Annotated in this window: 18 protein-coding genes and 1 pseudogene; 8 read left to right on the top strand and 11 right to left on the bottom strand. The window is 38.6% G+C overall.

The genetic code is table 11. From position 1 onward, the window contains the following. The 3 genes from dndD to F9802_RS08870 form a co-directional block, all read right to left on the bottom strand. On the bottom strand, positions 1–2,007 hold the full coding sequence (gene dndD / locus F9802_RS08880) for a DNA sulfur modification protein DndD (protein WP_152151052.1): 2,007 nt from the start codon (positions 2,005–2,007) through the stop codon (positions 1–3). Positions 2,008–2,010: 3 nt separating this feature from the next. After that, positions 2,011–2,199, bottom strand: a complete 189-nt coding sequence (locus F9802_RS08875) for a DNA modification system-associated small protein (RefSeq protein ID WP_152151050.1) — start codon at positions 2,197–2,199, stop codon at positions 2,011–2,013. Between the two features lie 358 nt (positions 2,200–2,557). Beyond that, complete coding sequence (locus F9802_RS08870) at positions 2,558–2,938, bottom strand: hypothetical protein (RefSeq protein WP_152151048.1); 381 nt, start codon at positions 2,936–2,938, stop codon at positions 2,558–2,560. Between the two features lie 813 nt (positions 2,939–3,751). Between F9802_RS08870 and F9802_RS20075 the strand changes: the two genes are divergently transcribed. The 3 genes from F9802_RS20075 to F9802_RS19600 all read left to right on the top strand — a co-directional run bounded on the left by F9802_RS20075 (position 3,752) and on the right by F9802_RS19600 (position 4,337). Beyond that, positions 3,752–3,883, top strand: coding sequence for a hypothetical protein (locus F9802_RS20075; RefSeq protein WP_263862294.1), 132 nt, complete (start codon positions 3,752–3,754; stop codon positions 3,881–3,883). Between the two features lie 146 nt (positions 3,884–4,029). Beyond that, positions 4,030–4,194, top strand: a complete 165-nt coding sequence (locus F9802_RS19605) for a hypothetical protein (RefSeq protein WP_191991816.1) — start codon at positions 4,030–4,032, stop codon at positions 4,192–4,194. Then, positions 4,191–4,337, top strand: coding sequence for a hypothetical protein (locus F9802_RS19600; protein WP_191991815.1), 147 nt, complete (start codon positions 4,191–4,193; stop codon positions 4,335–4,337). Before F9802_RS19605 ends, F9802_RS19600 begins: the two co-directional genes overlap by 4 nt. 112 nt (positions 4,338–4,449) lie before the next feature. On the opposite strand, the gene F9802_RS08865 is transcribed toward F9802_RS19600, so the two are convergent. Then, the gene (locus F9802_RS08865; RefSeq protein WP_191991814.1) at positions 4,450–5,808 is read right to left on the bottom strand and encodes a S1C family serine protease; all 1,359 of its coding nucleotides are present in this window, start codon (positions 5,806–5,808) and stop codon (positions 4,450–4,452) included. A gap of 419 nt (positions 5,809–6,227) precedes the next feature. Between F9802_RS08865 and F9802_RS08860 the strand changes: the two genes are divergently transcribed. Next, a complete protein-coding gene (locus F9802_RS08860) occupies positions 6,228–7,883 on the top strand; it encodes an outer membrane protein assembly factor BamB family protein (RefSeq protein ID WP_152151045.1) in 1,656 nt (551 codons plus the stop codon). Between the two features lie 565 nt (positions 7,884–8,448). Here F9802_RS08860 and F9802_RS08855 read toward each other — a convergent pair. Together F9802_RS08855 and yhfH are read right to left on the bottom strand one after the other, a co-directional pair. Beyond that, complete coding sequence (locus F9802_RS08855) at positions 8,449–9,225, bottom strand: metal-dependent hydrolase (protein WP_152151042.1); 777 nt, start codon at positions 9,223–9,225, stop codon at positions 8,449–8,451. 241 nt (positions 9,226–9,466) lie between these two features. Continuing rightward, positions 9,467–9,595 carry a protein YhfH gene (gene yhfH, locus F9802_RS08850; RefSeq protein WP_152150974.1) on the bottom strand — a complete coding sequence of 43 codons (129 nt, stop codon included), beginning with the start codon at positions 9,593–9,595 and terminating at the stop codon, positions 9,467–9,469. 425 nt (positions 9,596–10,020) lie between these two features. Between yhfH and F9802_RS08845 the strand changes: the two genes are divergently transcribed. Continuing rightward, entirely contained in the window at positions 10,021–10,377 is a 357-nt protein-coding gene (locus tag F9802_RS08845) for an inner-membrane translocator (RefSeq protein ID WP_152151041.1), read from the top strand. 50 nt (positions 10,378–10,427) lie between these two features. Then, a complete protein-coding gene (locus F9802_RS08840; RefSeq protein WP_152151039.1) occupies positions 10,428–12,725 on the top strand; it encodes a N,N-dimethylformamidase beta subunit family domain-containing protein in 2,298 nt (765 codons plus the stop codon). A gap of 267 nt (positions 12,726–12,992) precedes the next feature. Here F9802_RS08840 and F9802_RS08835 read toward each other — a convergent pair whose 3' ends face one another. The 3 genes and pseudogenes from F9802_RS08835 to F9802_RS08830 form a co-directional block, all read right to left on the bottom strand. Next, positions 12,993–13,511, bottom strand: a complete 519-nt coding sequence (locus F9802_RS08835) for a hypothetical protein (RefSeq protein WP_152151037.1) — start codon at positions 13,509–13,511, stop codon at positions 12,993–12,995. A 278-nt stretch (positions 13,512–13,789) separates the two neighbouring features. Next, positions 13,790–13,921, bottom strand: a complete 132-nt coding sequence (locus tag F9802_RS20070) for a hypothetical protein (RefSeq protein ID WP_263862293.1) — start codon at positions 13,919–13,921, stop codon at positions 13,790–13,792. A 330-nt stretch (positions 13,922–14,251) separates the two neighbouring features. Then, positions 14,252–14,678, bottom strand: a pseudogene (locus F9802_RS08830) (MFS transporter); the annotation flags it as partial. A 191-nt stretch (positions 14,679–14,869) separates the two neighbouring features. Here F9802_RS08830 and F9802_RS08825 point away from each other — a divergent pair. Then, complete coding sequence (locus tag F9802_RS08825; RefSeq protein ID WP_152151035.1) at positions 14,870–15,001, top strand: hypothetical protein; 132 nt, start codon at positions 14,870–14,872, stop codon at positions 14,999–15,001. A gap of 416 nt (positions 15,002–15,417) precedes the next feature. On the opposite strand, the gene F9802_RS08820 is transcribed toward F9802_RS08825, so the two are convergent. Next, positions 15,418–15,780: a hypothetical protein gene (locus tag F9802_RS08820; protein WP_152151033.1), complete on the bottom strand. Its 363-nt coding sequence runs from the start codon at positions 15,778–15,780 to the stop codon at positions 15,418–15,420. 207 nt (positions 15,781–15,987) lie between these two features. Between F9802_RS08820 and msrA the strand changes: the two genes are divergently transcribed. Continuing rightward, positions 15,988–16,947 (top strand): peptide-methionine (S)-S-oxide reductase MsrA, encoded by a 960-nt coding sequence (gene msrA, locus F9802_RS08815; RefSeq protein ID WP_152151031.1) that lies wholly within the window; start codon positions 15,988–15,990, stop codon positions 16,945–16,947. A gap of 269 nt (positions 16,948–17,216) precedes the next feature. Here the strand turns inward: msrA and F9802_RS08810 are convergent, their stop codons facing one another. Beyond that, positions 17,217–18,617, bottom strand: a complete 1,401-nt coding sequence (locus F9802_RS08810) for a purine-cytosine permease family protein (protein WP_152151029.1) — start codon at positions 18,615–18,617, stop codon at positions 17,217–17,219. Positions 18,618–18,676 lie beyond the last annotated feature (59 nt).

Here is an 18,676-nt window from a genome sequence, read left to right as displayed (position 1 = left end):
TTATTTCACCTCTACTAAGTTAAAATAGCCATGACGAATGATTGTGTATTTTTTCTCTTCATCATAGTCGAGCAAATATTGTTTCGCTGAATGTTTCTCCATTAGCTCAACATACTCTTCCGTTATTTCTGTATCTGTTGACAAGATAATTACCTGCTTGGATAGCTCTGTATAATAATGTTTCACCAAGTGATTCCTGTGAATGCTGTCCAGGCGGCCTAAAGGAGTATCGATTACCATAGGTAATTCTAAGTCTGATGCTTTAATTAATGCCCAAATAAAAGATGATGAGATTAACTGCATTTCACCAGCAGAACGGTCGTACATACTAATTTCCTGTCCGCGATCGTTATATAGTTTAATGCTGTAGCTTGTTCTATCAAACACAATTCTACTAAACTCATTTGTTTTTCTAATAAGTTTATTCAACATAAAACTAAACTGGTCTTGGATTTGCTGGGCTTTCAATTCTGTCATTCGCTCTAAATATTCAGTAGTAAAAGCTTTAAGTCTTGAGATATATTCCAGCTTTTGCTCAATTAATTCAGTTGATTCACCTTGATCAGCAGAGCGGGAAAGCTTATTTTTTAAATTGGTCACAGCTTCGCGAAGAGGTGAAAGCTTAGTATTTGCAGATCTCATTCTAACTTGTAATTCTCCTAGACGCTGATTAAGGACAGAAATGGTATTATTATCTTTAGAGACATCAACTGTCGTCGGAGCATCGAGAATTTGAGCTTCTAACTTTTCATATTGATCATGTAATAGCTCGATTTCTTCAATATATTTTACTAATGTATGCTGATCTAGGATATTTAGAGAAAGTAGTGTCTGGTAATCTTTTGTTGATAAATCATGTATCTCTTCAACTTCTTGAACGTTAAAAGTTTTCTTTTCTTTCTTCAGCCAAATTGCTTCCCCTATTTTTTTTATTTGCCTCAACTGTTCATCAGATAGAGGGGGATCGATTGGTGACTGAAGCAGTTGTTCAATAAATTCATGATAAGGAGCAAGTGATGATTCTTTCATAATTTTTGCGACCTTTTGCTCATTCTCTTTTTTTACCGAAGCTTTCATTTCTTTAATTAAATCAGCAAGAAGAATTAAAACAATGTTATTCTTGTAATGCTTCTTGAAAGATTCCCTTTTTAATTCCAATTGTGTGGAAATTTGAGCTTGTTTTTTTACAAGAAGTTCACGAGATGCTGAATTAGATGTTAATTTTTTATTTCGTTCAGCCGTTACTTCATTTAATTCAGCCTTGATCTTTTCTGTTTTTTTCCGAAAGCCAATGATTCTTTCTTCTAATTTTTGAAGTTGCTCTTCTTTATCTATCAGTTCTTTTTTATAGCTCTCAACAGTGGCAGCGTTCGTAGATGAACGCATCTTTTTGTATAAAGAGCTCTCCAGAGAATCTAAATCTTTTAATAGATGCTTATAAGTATCTAAACCGGTAATTTTATGAATAGCCAACCTCATACTAGAAGCGTCTTGTTTAGTAATCAACTCTCTTATTTCTTCACCATCAAATATAAAGAAAGGAGCAGCGTTATATGGGATGACTCTATCAATAAAGCGGTTAAAAGCATTGATATCTGTAACATTTAAATTTTTGTTGCGAAAGACCCCAACTTTTTGGATAGTTCTGTTTTCGTGGACTCTTCGTTTAAGATGATCAAAAAGCCATTCGACCTTAATGATATATTCTTCGCCATTATCTAATTCAATAATTAGGGAAACTGAAGATTCACGACCGCCTTCATCAAAATAAGTATCATTAATTGTATTGGAAAAGACTCTCTTCTTCTCCTCGTCACTGATGCCTCTTTCGCCAAATAGTACATATTTAATCGCCTTCAAAATCGTTGTTTTTCCGGCTCCATTCAAGCCTCCAAATAGTATGATATTTCTGCTTTCGGATAGATCGTCTTCAGATAAAGAAAGGTTAATTTCCTGAATACCGTAATAAGTTTTATAATTATTAAAGATTAATTTTTTAAAAAGCATATATTATTTTTCTCCCCGGTCTTCGCTAATTTGAACAGCGATTAAGGCTTCAAGCTCATGTAGTTTTTTAGCTTCGCTACGCTGTTCATACATGTTAGCGTTGGATTCTTTTTTTAATTTGCTTATTAAAGAAGAGGAGAGATCATGCTTTTTAAGCAACTCCCTCAATAAGGATTTTTCTTCTATATTCATTTTAATCCACTCCGATTTAAATTTAATAACTAATTAATAATATTAGGATAATGAAGGGTATATACTACTATTATAATAGAAAAAACGAATATTTTGAAACACCCGGATAAAGTTAACAGTATAAAACTAAGTAAGGTTGCGATGATTGAGTATATAAGTTCTAAATATAGAACAAAAGTAAAAAGAGTTAGTTCAGCTGCTGAAGAAGTAATGGCTTTTGAAAGTAAAGATAATCTTCATCAATATACAGATAATAAAAGAAGCTAATGTCCTATATGTAGTAGGAGATTAGCTTTTTTCCTCTTTAAATAGACTTTTCTAGCACCCTTCCTTAGAGTCACAGCCTTTTTGAGTAATCTTAACCAAAGTCAGGTTCTTCAGGATTAGGTTGTATTGTATACACAATTAACCAATCATGATCTTCTTTATCTAATCGTTCAATCTCGGCTTGGTCATCTCTTTCAATTGCATCCTTTACTTTTTTACATGTAAAATGTACTGTATAATCCTCACGAGCAAGAGAGAGTGTTTCTTCATTATCGAATTGTAGCACTAGCGGACTGTTACAAACTACGCAGTTATCTATTTCATAATTATCAAAACCTTTTTCAACATCTTGCAAAAAGCAAGATGGACAATATCCCTTCACTTCAGAACCGTATGATTGAAATTTATCCGTTTTAATAGCTTCTTCAGAATCAATAGCGCGATTACATTTAGAGCATGTAACTTGTGACATCTATTTTACCCCCAAAAAAGTACTTTTTATTAATTATATACTAATACGCGTGTTGATTATCTATAGCTTTCTATAAATAAACGATAAAAAGGACACACTCTTGTAAAAGGTAAGTACTACCAAACAATTTACGAGAAGAGGTGTCCACTATGAAGCAGAATGCTTGTACCTTTCTATCATTCCCTATACTAAGGAGCAAAACCCTATAACTCAATTGAATTAATTGAATACGTTATGTTTGCAATTACCATTGTAAGTATGTTTTTGCTTTTTTGTTAGCGTGGTCCACTTTTCAAAGATGATCTGTCAAAAACAAAATGATTAAGTACCGTTGGATCAGGAATTGCTTAAGCTAACTACTTTTAATATTGGCTTCGATAATTGGATTTATTCTTTTCACGGTAAGGTTAACTCAAGCAGACTTCTATGCATTTCCGATTGATTGGGCAGTTGGCTTAATTAGCGTGTTTACCACACTGTCTTTCCGGACGATATATCACGCTTGTTTGAGTGTCATCGGCAAGAGGGTTGGAGAGAAAGAAGCTCCTTTTATGGCTAAAAAGGTAAAAAAAAATGCTGGAAAAAAAGTTGGATAAAAAGGAGGAAATACTATTTAGCATTTAGGAAAAGCAGAGAATGGGACAGCTGGAAAAGAGGATTTAAAAAAGTAGTAAATGCACTTTCAGATAACATAGAATTCAACCTTTTTCATAAATAGAAAAAGGGAATTATTTGGACAATCCAACTATGAATAAGCCCGCACTTCTTAATCCATCTTATTAAGTGAAGCCAATTAGAAGGGAGACGACTCAAATGAGCCAAAAACGGGAAAAAGGCTACAGCCAAAAAGGAAAACCGAACAGTGACACGGTAAGCCGTACAATTGCTGCGGAGGAGTTAGAAAAAGCCATTCATCCGACAAAACGCCGGAATACTGGACAATAAGCCGCTTGATTAGCGGCTTTAGCTTTTTGTAAAGGTTTTTATTTGTTTGTGCAAACTGGCGCCAATTCATTTTTCAAGTGGATATGAACGAAAGAATCGGGGAAACTATCGGTGACTCATCACAATTGAAAGGGAGGAATGACTAAATGGTTAAGCGTAAAGCTGAAAAAAATGTTTTAGAAAAATATGCGAAAACGCCGAAAGAAAATATTGAGAAAGCGGATTATACCGTAGAATTTTCTGATGGAGAAGATCCAATGAAAGGGGCAAATGGCAACTCTCATCTCGGTCGGAAAGGCAGAGGCAAATGATGAGAAAAAAAGAAGAGTTGAATCACCGTGAAGAATATGGGGCGGAATTTGGAGATGTGAACGCAAGTAAATATTATGAGATCCGGGCAGGAGAAACGGAAAATAAGCAAAAAAAAGAAAAGAAAAGTGACACTAAATGCTAGTCAGGCCGTCGAGAAACCTCGACAGCCTTTGTTTTATTTATACTCACCTAAACAAATCCCCGCTAGCTTCATCTAGTCTGTAGACATTTACTACACATAATCTTTCACCATTTCATTCCTTTTTCTTCTCCTCATCCTGTTGTTTTTTAAGGGCAATCAGGACGTCCTGCATATCACTTTTTCCATCTCCGTTTAAATCGGGAATGATATTTTCATTTGGAGTTGCTGGATCAGAATTTGTGGCTGCCGCTAATTTTGGCTGTTTCGGTTTGATGACGAAGGTGAATACCATTAGAAGGATGATGAGCAATCCTGCCACGCCGTCAACAATATAGAATAGCGTTTGATAGTCAGACCAAAGGATTTTACTGTCATCGATTTTTTTCTCGGAATTGGAAATGTATTGTTTTACTTCCGAATGATTCGGGAAGATCCTTTCGACTGCTTCGAACTTTTCTAATGCATTTTTATAGTAGCCGCCCCAATATAGTATTAAGCCTTCTTTAAAGAGCTTATCTGTCCGGCTGCTTGTGTTTTTTGCCCCTGCTTGATTAACAAATTCTTTAACGGTATTGACAGGCACGGCAAAGTTGAAGCCTTGAACTTCCTGGCCATTTACCGTATCCCCTCTAAATGTCAGTAAACCAATGACTTCCCCTTTTTCATTGATGACCGGTCCGCCGCTATTTCCGTGTGTCGATGCAGCATTTAATTGAATAACCGGGCTTCCTTGTTCTGTCTTTTTTGACGTAGCTGAGATTTGTCCAGCGTTCATGGAAGATTCTAAAGATGAATCAGGTGATAACAACTCTGACTCTGCTGCTGCAGGATACCCAATCACCCAAATATTGTCTTGGTCCGCTATTGTTTCTGAATTCCCGAGTGGCAGAGTAGGAAGGTTCTTTCCTTCAATTTTAAGAACCGCTGCATCTTTTCCTTCATTAATAGGGGCACCATAGCTTTTCACTTCGCCATCGAGAACATCCCCGCCCGGTAAAATTACCTTTAACACTTTAGTCACTTTCGTGTACTGAGTATACTCCACCATATAATCATAGGCTTCGTTATAATCTACTTGAAAATGCTCAGCAACAATGGTGACCAGTTGTTCAAAGGCTGCGTTAGCAAGATCGGCCTCTTCCATTTTGGAGCCTTCCACAACATGGGCGTTGGTGACGATATAGCCGTCAGAGCTAATAATGGCACCCGATCCAGAGCCTCCGATAAGAGTTTGATAATCTATTTCCTGCAGGAGGGCATCGACTTCAGGAAAATAATCATTAAACTGCCATTCAACAACCGCGTAATCGATCACTCTTACTACTGCTGGCTTCGAGTATTCGGACAACTTTTGAGCTTGAGAAACGTTTGAAGTGTCTGGCCTGATATTTAGTAAAAAGAAGGATGTAACAATTACGGCTATGAGCAAAATACTAAACGGCACGGTAAAAAGAGCTTTTTTCTTCAGCATACTCACCTCTTCGTATTGTAATGGGGATTTTAAATCCAATACAATATACTCACATTTGCAGCCAAATGAGCTTTGTACTAAAAAATAAATAAGCAGTAAGGTGCCCAAAGGTGGGGTGCCAGAAATCATCCATTCGCTGAACTATTCACATACATTCATCATACTTGCAACGGCGCTAAAAGAATGAATAGTGTGGATTATTCATTGGGGGCATAAACAAACGCCAAAAAAATTTGTAAATAATTTTAATCTTGCGACAAAATAACAAAGTATATGACATTATTACTGTGATATAAGTAATGTGTGTGCTTTAATAATATTTAGAAAACTTATCATAGAAAAGGGACACATGTTTCGGCAACTACAAGCAGGAATATGGAAACAAAGTTTAAGAAAATAATATGGCGGCGGTGTTTTTATTGAAAACAAATAGATTAGTATTCGTATCTTTGATTCTTTCTAGTTTAGCTTTAACGACAGCTTGTGCAGCTCAGGAAGCGGGTAAACATATTCAAGCAAGCGAAATAACGAAAGATGATGAAATGGAGCAGCCGGTTGTGCCTTCAGAACAAAAAGAACAGCCTAAAACAATCAAGAAAGTGAATGAAACCGAGGAAACATTTCTTAAAATTGAGCCAAAGGAAAATCCAATAATCTTTTCTGAAATCCTTCCAAATGACAAATTACATGAACTAAAATCAGTACATACGTTTCCTAAGGTGTATACGGAAGTGGAAGGTGTGTTAACTTTCCGTGGAAATAATTTGAGAGATGCCCCTAGTTATGGCAAAGTGAAAATGAATCCTGCCTCTTTAGAGAAAATGTGGTCATTTTCTACAGGTTCAAGTCCTAAATGGGGAGGAGGGGCCGGATGGACAGGGCAGCCGGCCATTATCAAGTGGGATTCAGACGTTAGAGAAATGATGAATCTTAAGGAAGAATTTAAAGATAAGGAACATTTCACAGAGGTGATTCATGCGAGCCTTGATGGGAAAATTTATTTCTTTGACCTTGAATCTGGTAAACAATCAAGAAATCCGATTAATATTCACAACCCTATTAAAGGAAGCGTATCCATTGATCCGCGCGGCTATCCGCTGCTTTATACGGGGCAGGGAATCCCTCAGCAAGGAGAAATCGGTTTTCGTATTTTCAGTTTAATAGATGGAGAGGTGCTGCACTTCATTCCAGGGATTGACTCGGATGCCTATCGTCCATGGGGAGCTTTCGATGGTTCTGCTCTTGTGAATAGAGAAACGGATACTCTTGTGATGGGCGGTGAAAATGGATTATTTTACAATGTAAAATTAAATACCGTTTTTAACAAGGAAGAGAAAAGCATTAAGGTTACTCCGGAACAGATTACATATCGCTACAAAGTGAATGGGAATGATTATCAAGGGATTGAAAACTCTACAGCTGTCTATAAAAACCTTGCTTTTTTCGCAGATAATGGAGGAAGTGTTCAAGGGGTCGATTTAGTGACAATGAAACCGATCTGGGCGCTGTCAGGGACTGATGACACGGATGCGTCGATTGTGATTGATGAAGAGGAAACGACTCCTTTCCTATACACAGGAACAGAAGTAGACAAATTAAGAGGAAGCAACAGCCATTCCCTTATACGCAAAATAAATGGGGTAACAGGTGAGGTTATTTGGAAAAAGGGATATCCTGCTTTTTATAACGAAAGTGTTAATGGAGGCATGCTCGCTACACCGATTATTGGAAAAAATGAAATAAAGGATTTAGCCATTTTCACGATTGCCCGGCACAAGAAGATGGACGCCGGATTGATGGTCGCTCTTAATAAAACGACCGGCGAAGAAGTATGGCGATGGGAAATGCCAAGTTACACGTGGTCATCTCCAGTTGCTGTGTACGATAAAAGTGGACAAGCATATTTGATTCAGTGTGATTCAATCGGTACGATGCATTTGTTAAACGGAAAAACAGGAGAGATCATCAATACACTTCATCTAGGATCCAACATCGAAGCCTCACCCGCTGTTTTTAACGACTCCATCGTTGTTGCCAGCAGGGGAGGGCAGATTTTTAGAGTGAAGGTGAAATAGAGGGTTTAGGAAGAGAAAATGAACAAAAACACTGATCTGGCTATCATCAGTGTTTTTGTTTTATTTTTTATCCGGCTGGGTTTAGAGACAGTTTAGAGTGTAGATCAGTTATTTACAAAAATATTTATTCGTCCGTATTACCAGGATTTTGCCTCTCTTGGCTATCTTCCAGTAAGCCTTCGCTGCCTGGAACGATATCATCATTCTCGTCCACGCCATTTCATAATATTCCGGATAAGCTGGAAGGTGAAATGGTAAAATAGTAGATTAATCAATAGAGTAAACTAAAGGCAAAAAATAATGAGCAGGGAGATAGTGTAAGCGACCTTGTTGTTTCAATTTTTATTAACAAGGCTGCTTAATTGCTACTATAAAGCTTTTATGGTGGATTCTATCGTCAAGTGAGATTGTTCGGTTTTTAAGGTGGGCGGTGCGCAAAATTCACGCATCTGCTTTCGTGAACGTGCCAATAACTTATATCTCCTTTGTTTTAAAAGTAACCCCCACACCTATCAGTATGTACGGTGGTGTGAGGAGGCGGGGGTTAGTCATCGTCCTTGCTCGATTAAAATGCTGCTTCGTCTCCATAGCCGAGAATAATCACTTTCGTTTTACTTTGTCCTTCCAGTTCTTTCTTTAATTCTTCATCTTTTCCTATCATCTCTCCCACAACTGGGAAAGACACCAGCAGTGCATCTAACGTTTCAGGATTTGATGCTGTCTCCCTTGTTGGAAAGGTATGGCTTGGAATGACATAATCCACATCAAGCAGATGCTTCACCGCATACGCTGCTTCTTTCGGTCCCATTGTAAATTGACCTGATGAAGAAAGAATGGCAATCGATGGGCGGTAGATATCTTGAAACAATTTCATATCCAACATCACATTAGTATCACCCGAATGATAGACAGTCTCATCATCATGGAAATCAAAGATATACCCCGCGGACTCCCCTGCATAGATGGGCGTGCCTTCTGTTTCACCGTAGCTGGATGAATGGCGTGCCTGTACCATCGTCGCCGTCATATCTTCGTACGCAAAGGAGCCGCCAAGATTGAGCGGATAGACATGTTGAAATCCTTGTTGCATAAGAATCATTGCCAGCTCATATTGAGCGATAATCAGGCAGTCCGGATTCGAATCCCTCAGCTTTTTGAGCCCGCTTACATGATCAAAATGTCCATGAGTCAAAAACACTCCGTCAATGGTTTGTAAATACTCCTTTGTCTGATATTTTGGGGGGCATCCTGGATTCATATCAAAAAACGGATCCACCAAATACCTTTTTCCCTGTTGGCTCGTCAACACATACATCGCATGCCCGATACGTAAAATTTTCATTTTATTTCCCCTTTACACATCTTTTATTCAAAGATATGGTTTTTTTCTCCCTGTCAGTCTATGCACTCTTTTCGTCTTTCAGCACTTTAGTCATAGGGAGAGGCCGACTGAGTGAACATGTCGGTCTTTTTCTTTGGCTAAAAATCAATAATAAAATGTAACGGAACCATAAAAAAAATCCGCTCTGTCTCAAATGAACAGGCGGATTTATGAAAAAGATACAGTTGTAAAAATCAATCGTTTATTCCTCCACTTTGCTTAGGCAGTATTCACATTCAGTGTGATAAGACTCGTGTTGTTCGATGATTTGTCCTCCGCATTGGCAGCATTCTTTTCCTGGAATGTTTCGGTAAAATTCTAATGGCATCATAGTGATGACCTCCTCGTTTTTTATTTATTTATGTGTTGCTGTTAAATTCATTGTATTATAACAGTTAAGAAAAAACAACCCCTGTTATACAATTGTTTTAAAAGTTTTTTAAAAATTTAATTAAATGCTAAAAGGCGGTTACCAAAGGTCGAAAGATTCGATTTTGGCAACCGTGAAATGATTTCATGTTAAAACGACAAAACTAGTGGTTATTTATCCTAAGATTCAACAACCTCGACAATGGTTCTTTCTTATAATGAGAAAAGTGATAAGAAGGAGGTGGAATGAATAAGAAGAGATCAAAGGTACTGGATTGGGGATGAATTTGCTTAATGCATCACTACTGATGATACTTTGTGATAGTGTTCTGATGATTGTAATGCTCTGAATTACTGGAATGTTTTTTAAAAAAAGGAGGTTTTACTATGATTGATCAAGCAAAGAAGGTTTATTTAGAGAAAGATAAGCTAATTCTTGAGAACAACATAAAGCCCCTTATTACGAAGGAGTTAATTGAGGAGCATAGGAAAACCCCAGTTGGGCGACATAGCCACGAATTGACTCTCGTGCTTAACTACTTTCGAAGAAATCACGAAGAAATCGCAGGAAAGGATTTAATTGTTTGCACAGAGCCACATAAAAAATGGTGTCTCGGAGAACATCCAGGTAAACGAGGCGTTCCTTATAAAGTATTTGAGGATGAATGTTTTGATTCGCGTGAGGCGGCAGAGCATGGATTGTTCCTTAAAAGATTAAAAAAGCATGGTTTATTAGATAACTAGATAACTAGATTATTAGATACCTAAATACCTAATGAGGGAGACGATCGTTTATGAAGATTACCGGTTATACTGACCGAATGAGTGTCCAGCCTGGAGAAAATATTAAATTCATGGTGAACAGTCACCATAAGAAATATAAAGCGGAAATCGTCCGGCTTATACACGGAGATTCAGATCCTAAGGGGCCAGGTGTAAAAATTGAAAAAATAGCTGCAAGAGTAAATAAAGAATATAACGGCAGAAAACAAGACATACATATGGGGTCATACATCAAGTTTGATGCCCATCGTATTTTTGAACAAATAAGTAGTTTCTCTTTACAAGCAATGATTTTTCCTACGACCCCGGAATTAGGAACACAAGGGATTCTTACAAAATGGTCGCCTGCAGATCAGACAGGGTATGGATTATTTATTGATGAAAAAGGCTGTCTAGCTTTATGGATTGGAGATAAAAAGGGGAACGTTGAAAAAATAAGTACGAATCAACCATTAGTTTCAGGCTGCTGGTATTTTGTAGGCGGCTCATTTGATGCAGACAGCGGAAAAATGACCATTTTTCAAGAAGCCGTGATCAGTAAAACAAATGGAAGATTTTCATTGCCTTATGGAGCGGACAACCAGAATATAAGCAATGAAAAAAATATCAAGGTTCAACCTTGTGCAGATAACAATGCACCGTTTTTAATTGCAAGTATCTTTGAAAAAAAATCAGAAGGTAAATACAAAGTCATCAACCGATATAATGGGAAAATTGACCGGCCGCGAATGGCTAGTATCGCATTAAGCAAAGAAGAAATGACTGCGTGGATCGATCATCCTTCTGGTGAGGGATTAGTAGCAGCGTGGGACTTCTCTGAAGGAATCACCAAAAAAGGGTTTAAGGAACTAGAAAAAGTATACGATAAGTCTCCAAATCAAATACACGGCGAAACCGTCAACCATCCAACGCGTGCAATGACAGGGTATAACTGGACATCAGAGGAACAAAACTTCGTCCATGCCCCGGAACAATACGGAGCGATTCATTTTCATGATGATGATCTGACAGATGCAAAGTGGGATGTAGACTTTGAGTGGAAAGTGCCTGACAATCTGAAAAGCGGCGTGTACGCAGCTCATGTCTGTGCGGGAGATGATGAGGATTACATCACATTTTTCGTCAGACCTAAGAAAGGACAACCGACTGCGAAAACGGTTCTCATCATTCCTACTGCTAGTTATTTAGCTTACGCAAATAATCGCTTTCAAGATATTCCACTTGCGCAGCTAATGTTTGGACGAGCGCCAGTCGTCCAGCAGGAAGATATGTATCTCGGGGAACACGCTGAATATGGGTTGTCGACATATGACCATCATAATGATGGGACTGGGGTCTGCTTCTCATCTAGCTTACGTCCGATTTTAAATATGAGACCGAAATATCGCCATAACCTTTCGCCTTCCTTATGGCAATTCAATGCGGATCTTCATTTAGTTGATTGGCTGACGGAAAAAGGGTTTGATTTTGATGTCATCACGGACCAGGACCTTCATTTAGAAGGAGCTGAACTGCTCAATCAATACCGGGTAGCCATTACAGGATCTCATCCGGAATATTATTCTGGACAGATGTTAGATGCAATTGAGGATTTCCAAAGCGACGGCGGCCGTTTTATGTATATGGGCTCGAATGGATTTTATTGGGTCGTTGCGTTCCATCCGGAAAATCCAAACATTATGGAAGTAAGGAAAAATTACGGAAACCAAGGATGGAAATCAAAACCAGGTGAGATCCATTTAAGCTTTACAGGAGAGCAAGGAAGTATTTGGAAGCACCGAGGCAGAGCTCCTCAAAAAATATGCGGTACGGGATATGTGGCGGAAGGCTTTGAAGTGTCTTCTTACTACCGTCGAACAGAAGAAAGTTTTGATCCAAAGGTAGATTGGATCTTTGAAGGTATTGATAAGGATGAAAAGATTGGAGACTTCGGTCTAGTGGGCGGAGGAGCGGCTGGATTAGAATTAGATATTTATGATACAGAGCTTGGCACCCCGTCACATGCCGTCATTATTGCTTCATCGGAGAATCACACAAGTGTGTATATGCCAGTTGCAGAAGAACTATACTTTAACATTCCTGGTCTGTCAGGTGCAGAAAACCCGAGAGTGAGAGCCGATATGGTGTATTACCCTACGCCTAATGGCGGAGCTGTATTTTCTACTAGTTCCATTGCTTATTGCGGCAGTTTATCTCACAACAATTATGATAATAATATCTCTCAGCTCACTGAGAATGTATTAAGAAGATTTTTGTCAGACCAGCCACTGCCTTGGGGAGAAAAAGAACAGGCATTAACTAAATCCTAATAATTGGATAAAAGGAAGTATCCTTCTCTGTGTCAATTGACACGGAGGAGGATACTTTTTTTAGGGGGGAAAGCGAAAAATCATTAGATAACTCATTTGCTTCATTATCGCCTCTTTTGTTTTATCATCGAGCTGCGTGCATATTCTGGCTGTTCCTGCGCATGAATCGGACCTGGGACTGTTGCGGTCAACTCTTCGCCTCTACTATAAAAAATAGCAGCACAAATCATGACCGTGATTTGTGCTGCTAAGCTTAGTATGTTTGTGTTATTTACTTTTTTTGGGCTGTATAGCAGCCATAGACGTTTTGGTTTTGTTTAAACCTTGAAACAATGTCATGATCTGCTGGTTAAGAAATTTGTCCTTATTGGCATTTTCAAGATCTTTTTCCGCTTGCCGTTTCTCCTTAGTAAGGATCAATTCTGTTAAATATTCATTTTGTTTTTTCAAGTCTTGTAACAATTGTTTTAACTCGGTCAGTTCATGAGTAATATCTTCAATGCGCTGAGGGGATGAAGCTGTATCTTCCTCTTTTTGTTTTGGAGGCTCTTTTAATACATCTAAAGGTTTGTTTTGATTTAATTTAGCAAGGTCTTTTACAGAACTCATAAGCGCATCATCGGTAAAAAGGTTTGTGGCCATTTTCAATATAGAACCCATATCAATAGAAGTTTCATCATTCAATAAATCGGACGTGAGCTTCATAACAGTTTCCCTCTTAACAGAGTTGTCATCTTTCTCTTGACTTGTTTTAGATTCAACGATTTCCTTATTATTGTCTGTCATAGGATAGTCTCCCTTTTTTAGAAAATAGTCAAACAATCTCTTACATGATGTATTCTATGAAGAAAGAACCGAATAGGTATCATCTGTTTTTTGTTATTATCTAAATACACAAGCACGACTTGCCTGGCCATATTAAAATTCCTGGGAGATCAATCTATTTCTAGTTGATCTCCCAGGAGTGTTGCAGCAGCATTCCATTCTGAGATTTGCCAGTTCTCTAATTTAGATCAATCTAAGGTTATAAATCTTCTTTGGTTATATTCCGTTTTCAAGGGTTATTAACATCCGAGGACAGCGCAGATCGCATCTCTGATTGCCTCTTCTTGCTCAGGAGTGCCAAGTAATGAAGCTAAGAGTAAAGCAACTAACAATACAACCACAATAAGAAATGTCGCAAGGTTAAAGTTCATATATTCCCCCCCTTTCATTTTTTAACTACAATATAAGGACATGTCCTTATATTGATATATTATGTAAAGTCAATAAGATGGCTTGGACTAATATCATAATAGAGAAAAAGAGCAATAAATTTAGTTAATAATAGGCTCTGCTAATTAACTCTGTTGATTTGTGAATCCAAACAGAGTTATTCCGAAAGAGGCTGAACAAAAAGGTTTGGGGAAAGTCATATTATGTATTGTTGTGATCTAACTGAATCTTTGCTCCGGGGTAACTACTTTGGAAGTGAGAAACGAAAAAAGGACATCTCCATGACGAGATGTCCCTTTTCTAGTTATTTATCAAACTGAAGCCGAAGCATTGATACTCACTCTTGCTGCTCTTTCTTTCTTGCCGTGCAGGAAGTAGTAAAGGGCAGAAGTTGCCAGAATCATCACGCCTATAATGACATACAGAGTACTATAGCCGGTTAATGGAATGATGAACCCAAGTAGATAAGGGCGGAATCCAAGTTCTGCATCAAGAAAGATAAAGAAGGTCGACGTCGCCAGTCCCATGCGATGAGGAGGAGTCAATTTAACTGCGACCGCCTGGGTGCTTGACTGCATATTGCGGAAGCATAGACCAATAAGGATACCGGCTAATAATAAAGTTCGCACCTTTCATGTCCATTAAGCGGCCTGTGAATGGGCATGATACTAATACTGCTGCTGCGTATACCACGAAAAAGAAGCTTGCTGTATTCACTAGGTCGATTTCCATCGCAAACGGTTGCTAAGTAACGATAATGTCTTAAAAATCATGTTATTCGTTGCTACCTATTTTACCCTTCTCGAAATCGCAAAACAGCTATCCTTTAGTGAAATTCATTTTTGACGGATAGAATTTCTTTATTTGCAAAAAGTAGTATGGTTTAGTGATATTTAAATTTGAGGAGGCCTATTTTAGAGAATGCTTTTATGAATAGTAACCGGCACGCTTATGACGTATGGCAATACATGGCTAAAAACGGTTATTATCCATTAATGCCAGCATCTGATGAAGCCATTCAAGCCATCAGTGCCATGTATCAGCCTATTCCTGAACAATAGAAATAGCCAATGCTCACTGAAGAGATATTGGCTATTATTTTTTAAGAAGTGAATAGAGACTGCGTTCAAGGAGAAAGAGAATGATTACTTTTATTTAGGTGAAAAATTGGTTGGAATAAATTCAATCGTGCGTCGTAAGGAAGAAAGACATAAGGCAGAACAATTTTCAAATCCATTAATACATAGACGGATTCATGGAAGTGAAATATACGTACCATTAGATCTTGAAAGATTATGGAATGGGTAACATGCTGCGATGCTAATTTGAAGAGGTTCTTATTATTAGCAAGATAAATGTAGTCAACAAAAAGCACTGATTTAGCTATCATCAGTGCTTTTTGTTACGTCTGATTTTATTTTTATCCGGCAGGGTTTGAAGACGGTTTATACTATAGACCTGTTATTTACGAAGGTATTTATTCATCCTTATTATTAGGGTCCTGCATATCTTGATTATCTTCAATTATATCTTCATTATTTTCACCGTTACCAGGAGTCATATCATTATTCTCATTCATATTATTTTCACCATCAGGAACCATCTCATTGTCCCCGTTCGTACCATTTTCACCATCAGGGATTATATCATTACCCCCGTCTGTATTGTTTTCGCCGTCAGGAACTATATCATTGTTTTCATTCGTCTCATTCATATTATCATTTTCAGGTGTTTGCTGCGTATCATTTTCCTCTTCTGCCGGATCATCATTATTACAGCCCATTAACACAACGGCAGATAACAAAAACACAGGTAATATACGTAACCACTTTTTAGGCATTTTCGTTTCCTCTCTTTCCAATATTGTCTTTTTTGTCGCTTTATCATCTTGTTCAATCTATTCAATTTTTATACAATAACTTAACGTCTGCTAAAGGGCAGGGTAATTCAAATGCTTTACTAATCATTTCATTAGCTGTTAAATGGAGGAGAAGATGGGGAGGAAGATACTCCCGTTGCAAAGAACAATCAAAGGAGTTGATTCTTCATGTCTGAACAATTTGAACTGGCAACGTTTGCGGGAGGCTGTTTTTGGTGTATGGTATCTCCGTTTGACGAACAGCCGGGGATTAAAGAAGTGATCTCGGGCTATACAGGCGGCCATGTAGAAAACCCGACTTACGAGGAAGTATGCTCTAATACAACCGGACATTATGAAGCGGTCCAGATTGCTTTTGATCCTGCTGTTTTTCCATATAAAAAATTATTGGAGCTGTTTTGGCAGCAAATTGATCCGACGGATGCGGGCGGACAGTTCAATGACCGGGGGCTGTCCTACAGGACGGCAATTTTTTTTCATAATGAAGAACAAAGGAAAATGGCTAAGGCTTCGAAAGCAGAGCTTGCTGAAAGCGGCCGCTTCCAAAAGCCGATTGTAACAGAAATCTTGCCGGCAGGTCCCTTTTATCGGGCAGAGGAAAAGCATCAGCATTATTATAAAAAGAATTCCTTTCACTATAATCTTTATCAAGAAAGTTCCGGACGGGCGCGCTTCATCCGTGAGAATTGGAAAAAACGTAAAAGCGATGAGCAATTGCGGGAGGAGCTAACGCCGATTCAATACGAAGTAACAAGGAATAATGCAACGGAGCCGCCGTTTCAAAATGAATATTGGAACCATACCGAAGAGGGAATTTATGTCGACATCATTTCAGGGGAGCCGCTGTTTAGTTCGACAGATAAATATGATGCAGGCTGCGGCTGGCCGAGCTTTACGAAACCGCTGCACCGCATGGAAATGGAAGAAAAGTTCGATACCTCGCACGGAATGCGGCGAATCGAGGTTCGTGCTAAAACGTCCGACTCTCACCTGGGCCACGTATTTGATGACGGGCCTGGACCGGATCGTGCGCGATATTGCATTAACTCAGCAGCTCTTCGATTTGTGCCCAAAAACAAGCTCGAAGAAGAAGGCTATGGAGAGTTTGCAAGTTTGTTTGATAATTAATAAAATAAACCATAAAAGAGCAGCCGACTTAATTAGTCCGGCTACTCTCTTGTACTTTTATTCGCAATGATTGTTGTTAACGACATATTAAGAGAAGCCTGGCAGATACAAAAGAGCTGCAAGGGCTTCGCTGCTGCAGGTTAAAAAGGTTGGACAATCCAGGAGAAAGCAAAGAAGATTGCTGGCAAACCTGGCTGGTGAGTACCGGGGGAGAACAAGAGTCAAAAAATTAGGAGACTGTCATAAGCAGCTTACTGAAATAAAAATTTTTAGGCGATATAATCTTCCTTATGAATGTCATCAGACTCACTTTTGCTATAATATTTTCCTTTTGTAAAAATCGCTAGAATCACTGTGAGTACAGCTGCTAAAATTGCAGCAAAGAACGCGGCAGTACTTTGTAAGAATTCTCCCATAAAGCCTAATGCAGCGATTGTTCCTAAAGCGCTTGATACGAGCAAAGACACGACTCCAACAGGGTTCCATTTGTACAAGTACTCCTGTCGGGCCTCATAATAACCGGGGCCGATCTTTAACATTTTTTTCACGATCATGGCATCACTGACTAATATAGCTGCCCAGGCTAATAGAAAGACTCCTTGGAATGTCATGGCTGTATCCAAATGATCCACGATGCCGCCCAGCATTAAAGCCATTGCAATTATACCCGTTACAACAACCCAGAACCGTCTGCCCGGTGTAAAATTAAAGATATTTTCGAAGAAGTTGGCCAGCGATAAGGAACTGCTATATATATTTGTCACATTAATTCGCAGTTGGGTTAACATGGTGAACAATGCGCCGCCAATACCAAGGAGCAAGACGATGTAAACACCCGGATTCGGCTCGCCTAGACGAACACCAAACCATATACCAAGACCGCCCATGACACCAAAACAGAAAATCTGAGGAATAAATCCAATGGCAACTGATCCTATTTTGATATCTTTCGGTTTAAGGAAGCGGGCATAATCCGAAGCAAGAAGGGCTGTCAGACCCATGATTCCATGGTGCATTCCGATACAAAGCAATAAGGCTTTTCCGCCGACTTCAACGCCCTCCGGCATATATGTCCAAAAACTTCCTTCGTATACTGAAGGGGTGTAGATCGATACAACGATGGCAGTTACTAGAAAAACACCGAAAATCGGTAAAGACCATTTTTGTAATTTATCCAGTTGTTTTATACCGAACCAATTCAAAGGGATAACAATGGTTCCGAAGAAGATGATTAGCGCCCATTCTGGGATAACGGGGAAGAAGGTATGAACCGCAGAAACTAAAATCAAGCCTTCAAATGCACAATACATAATGAAGTTTGTTGCATAAATGAACGAAGTTAACGATGCGCCTATGTAGCCGAATCCGCCGCCTCTGGATAATAAATTGACGTTCATACCGGATTTTGCCGAAAGATAAGCAATGAATGTTCCTAGTATACCGGCAACGATGATTGCGTAAACGGAGGATATAATGGCATTAATGGCTCCGAACTGAAGCGCCATAACGCTTCCCATTTGAAAATAAAAAATAGCTGTTGCTATGCCAAAGGTAATATTTGTAATACTTAACCAACCCATATTCCTTTGTTGCCGCGGCACTCTGTCTAATGAATAATCATCCTTCATTTCTTCTGTCACTTTGTGATCTGTTACTCGGACAGATCCCATACTTATCAGCTCCTTATTTGTGTGTAATTTCACAATCTTACTTTTTTTAACTCTTTAAT

The sequence above is a fragment of the Bacillus aerolatus genome (assembly GCF_009183655.1).
Classification (GTDB): Bacteria; Bacillota; Bacilli; order Bacillales; family Domibacillaceae; genus Pseudobacillus; species Pseudobacillus aerolatus.
Note: the sequence above shows the minus strand (reverse complement) of the source record. Positions and strands in the feature narration are given on the sequence as shown.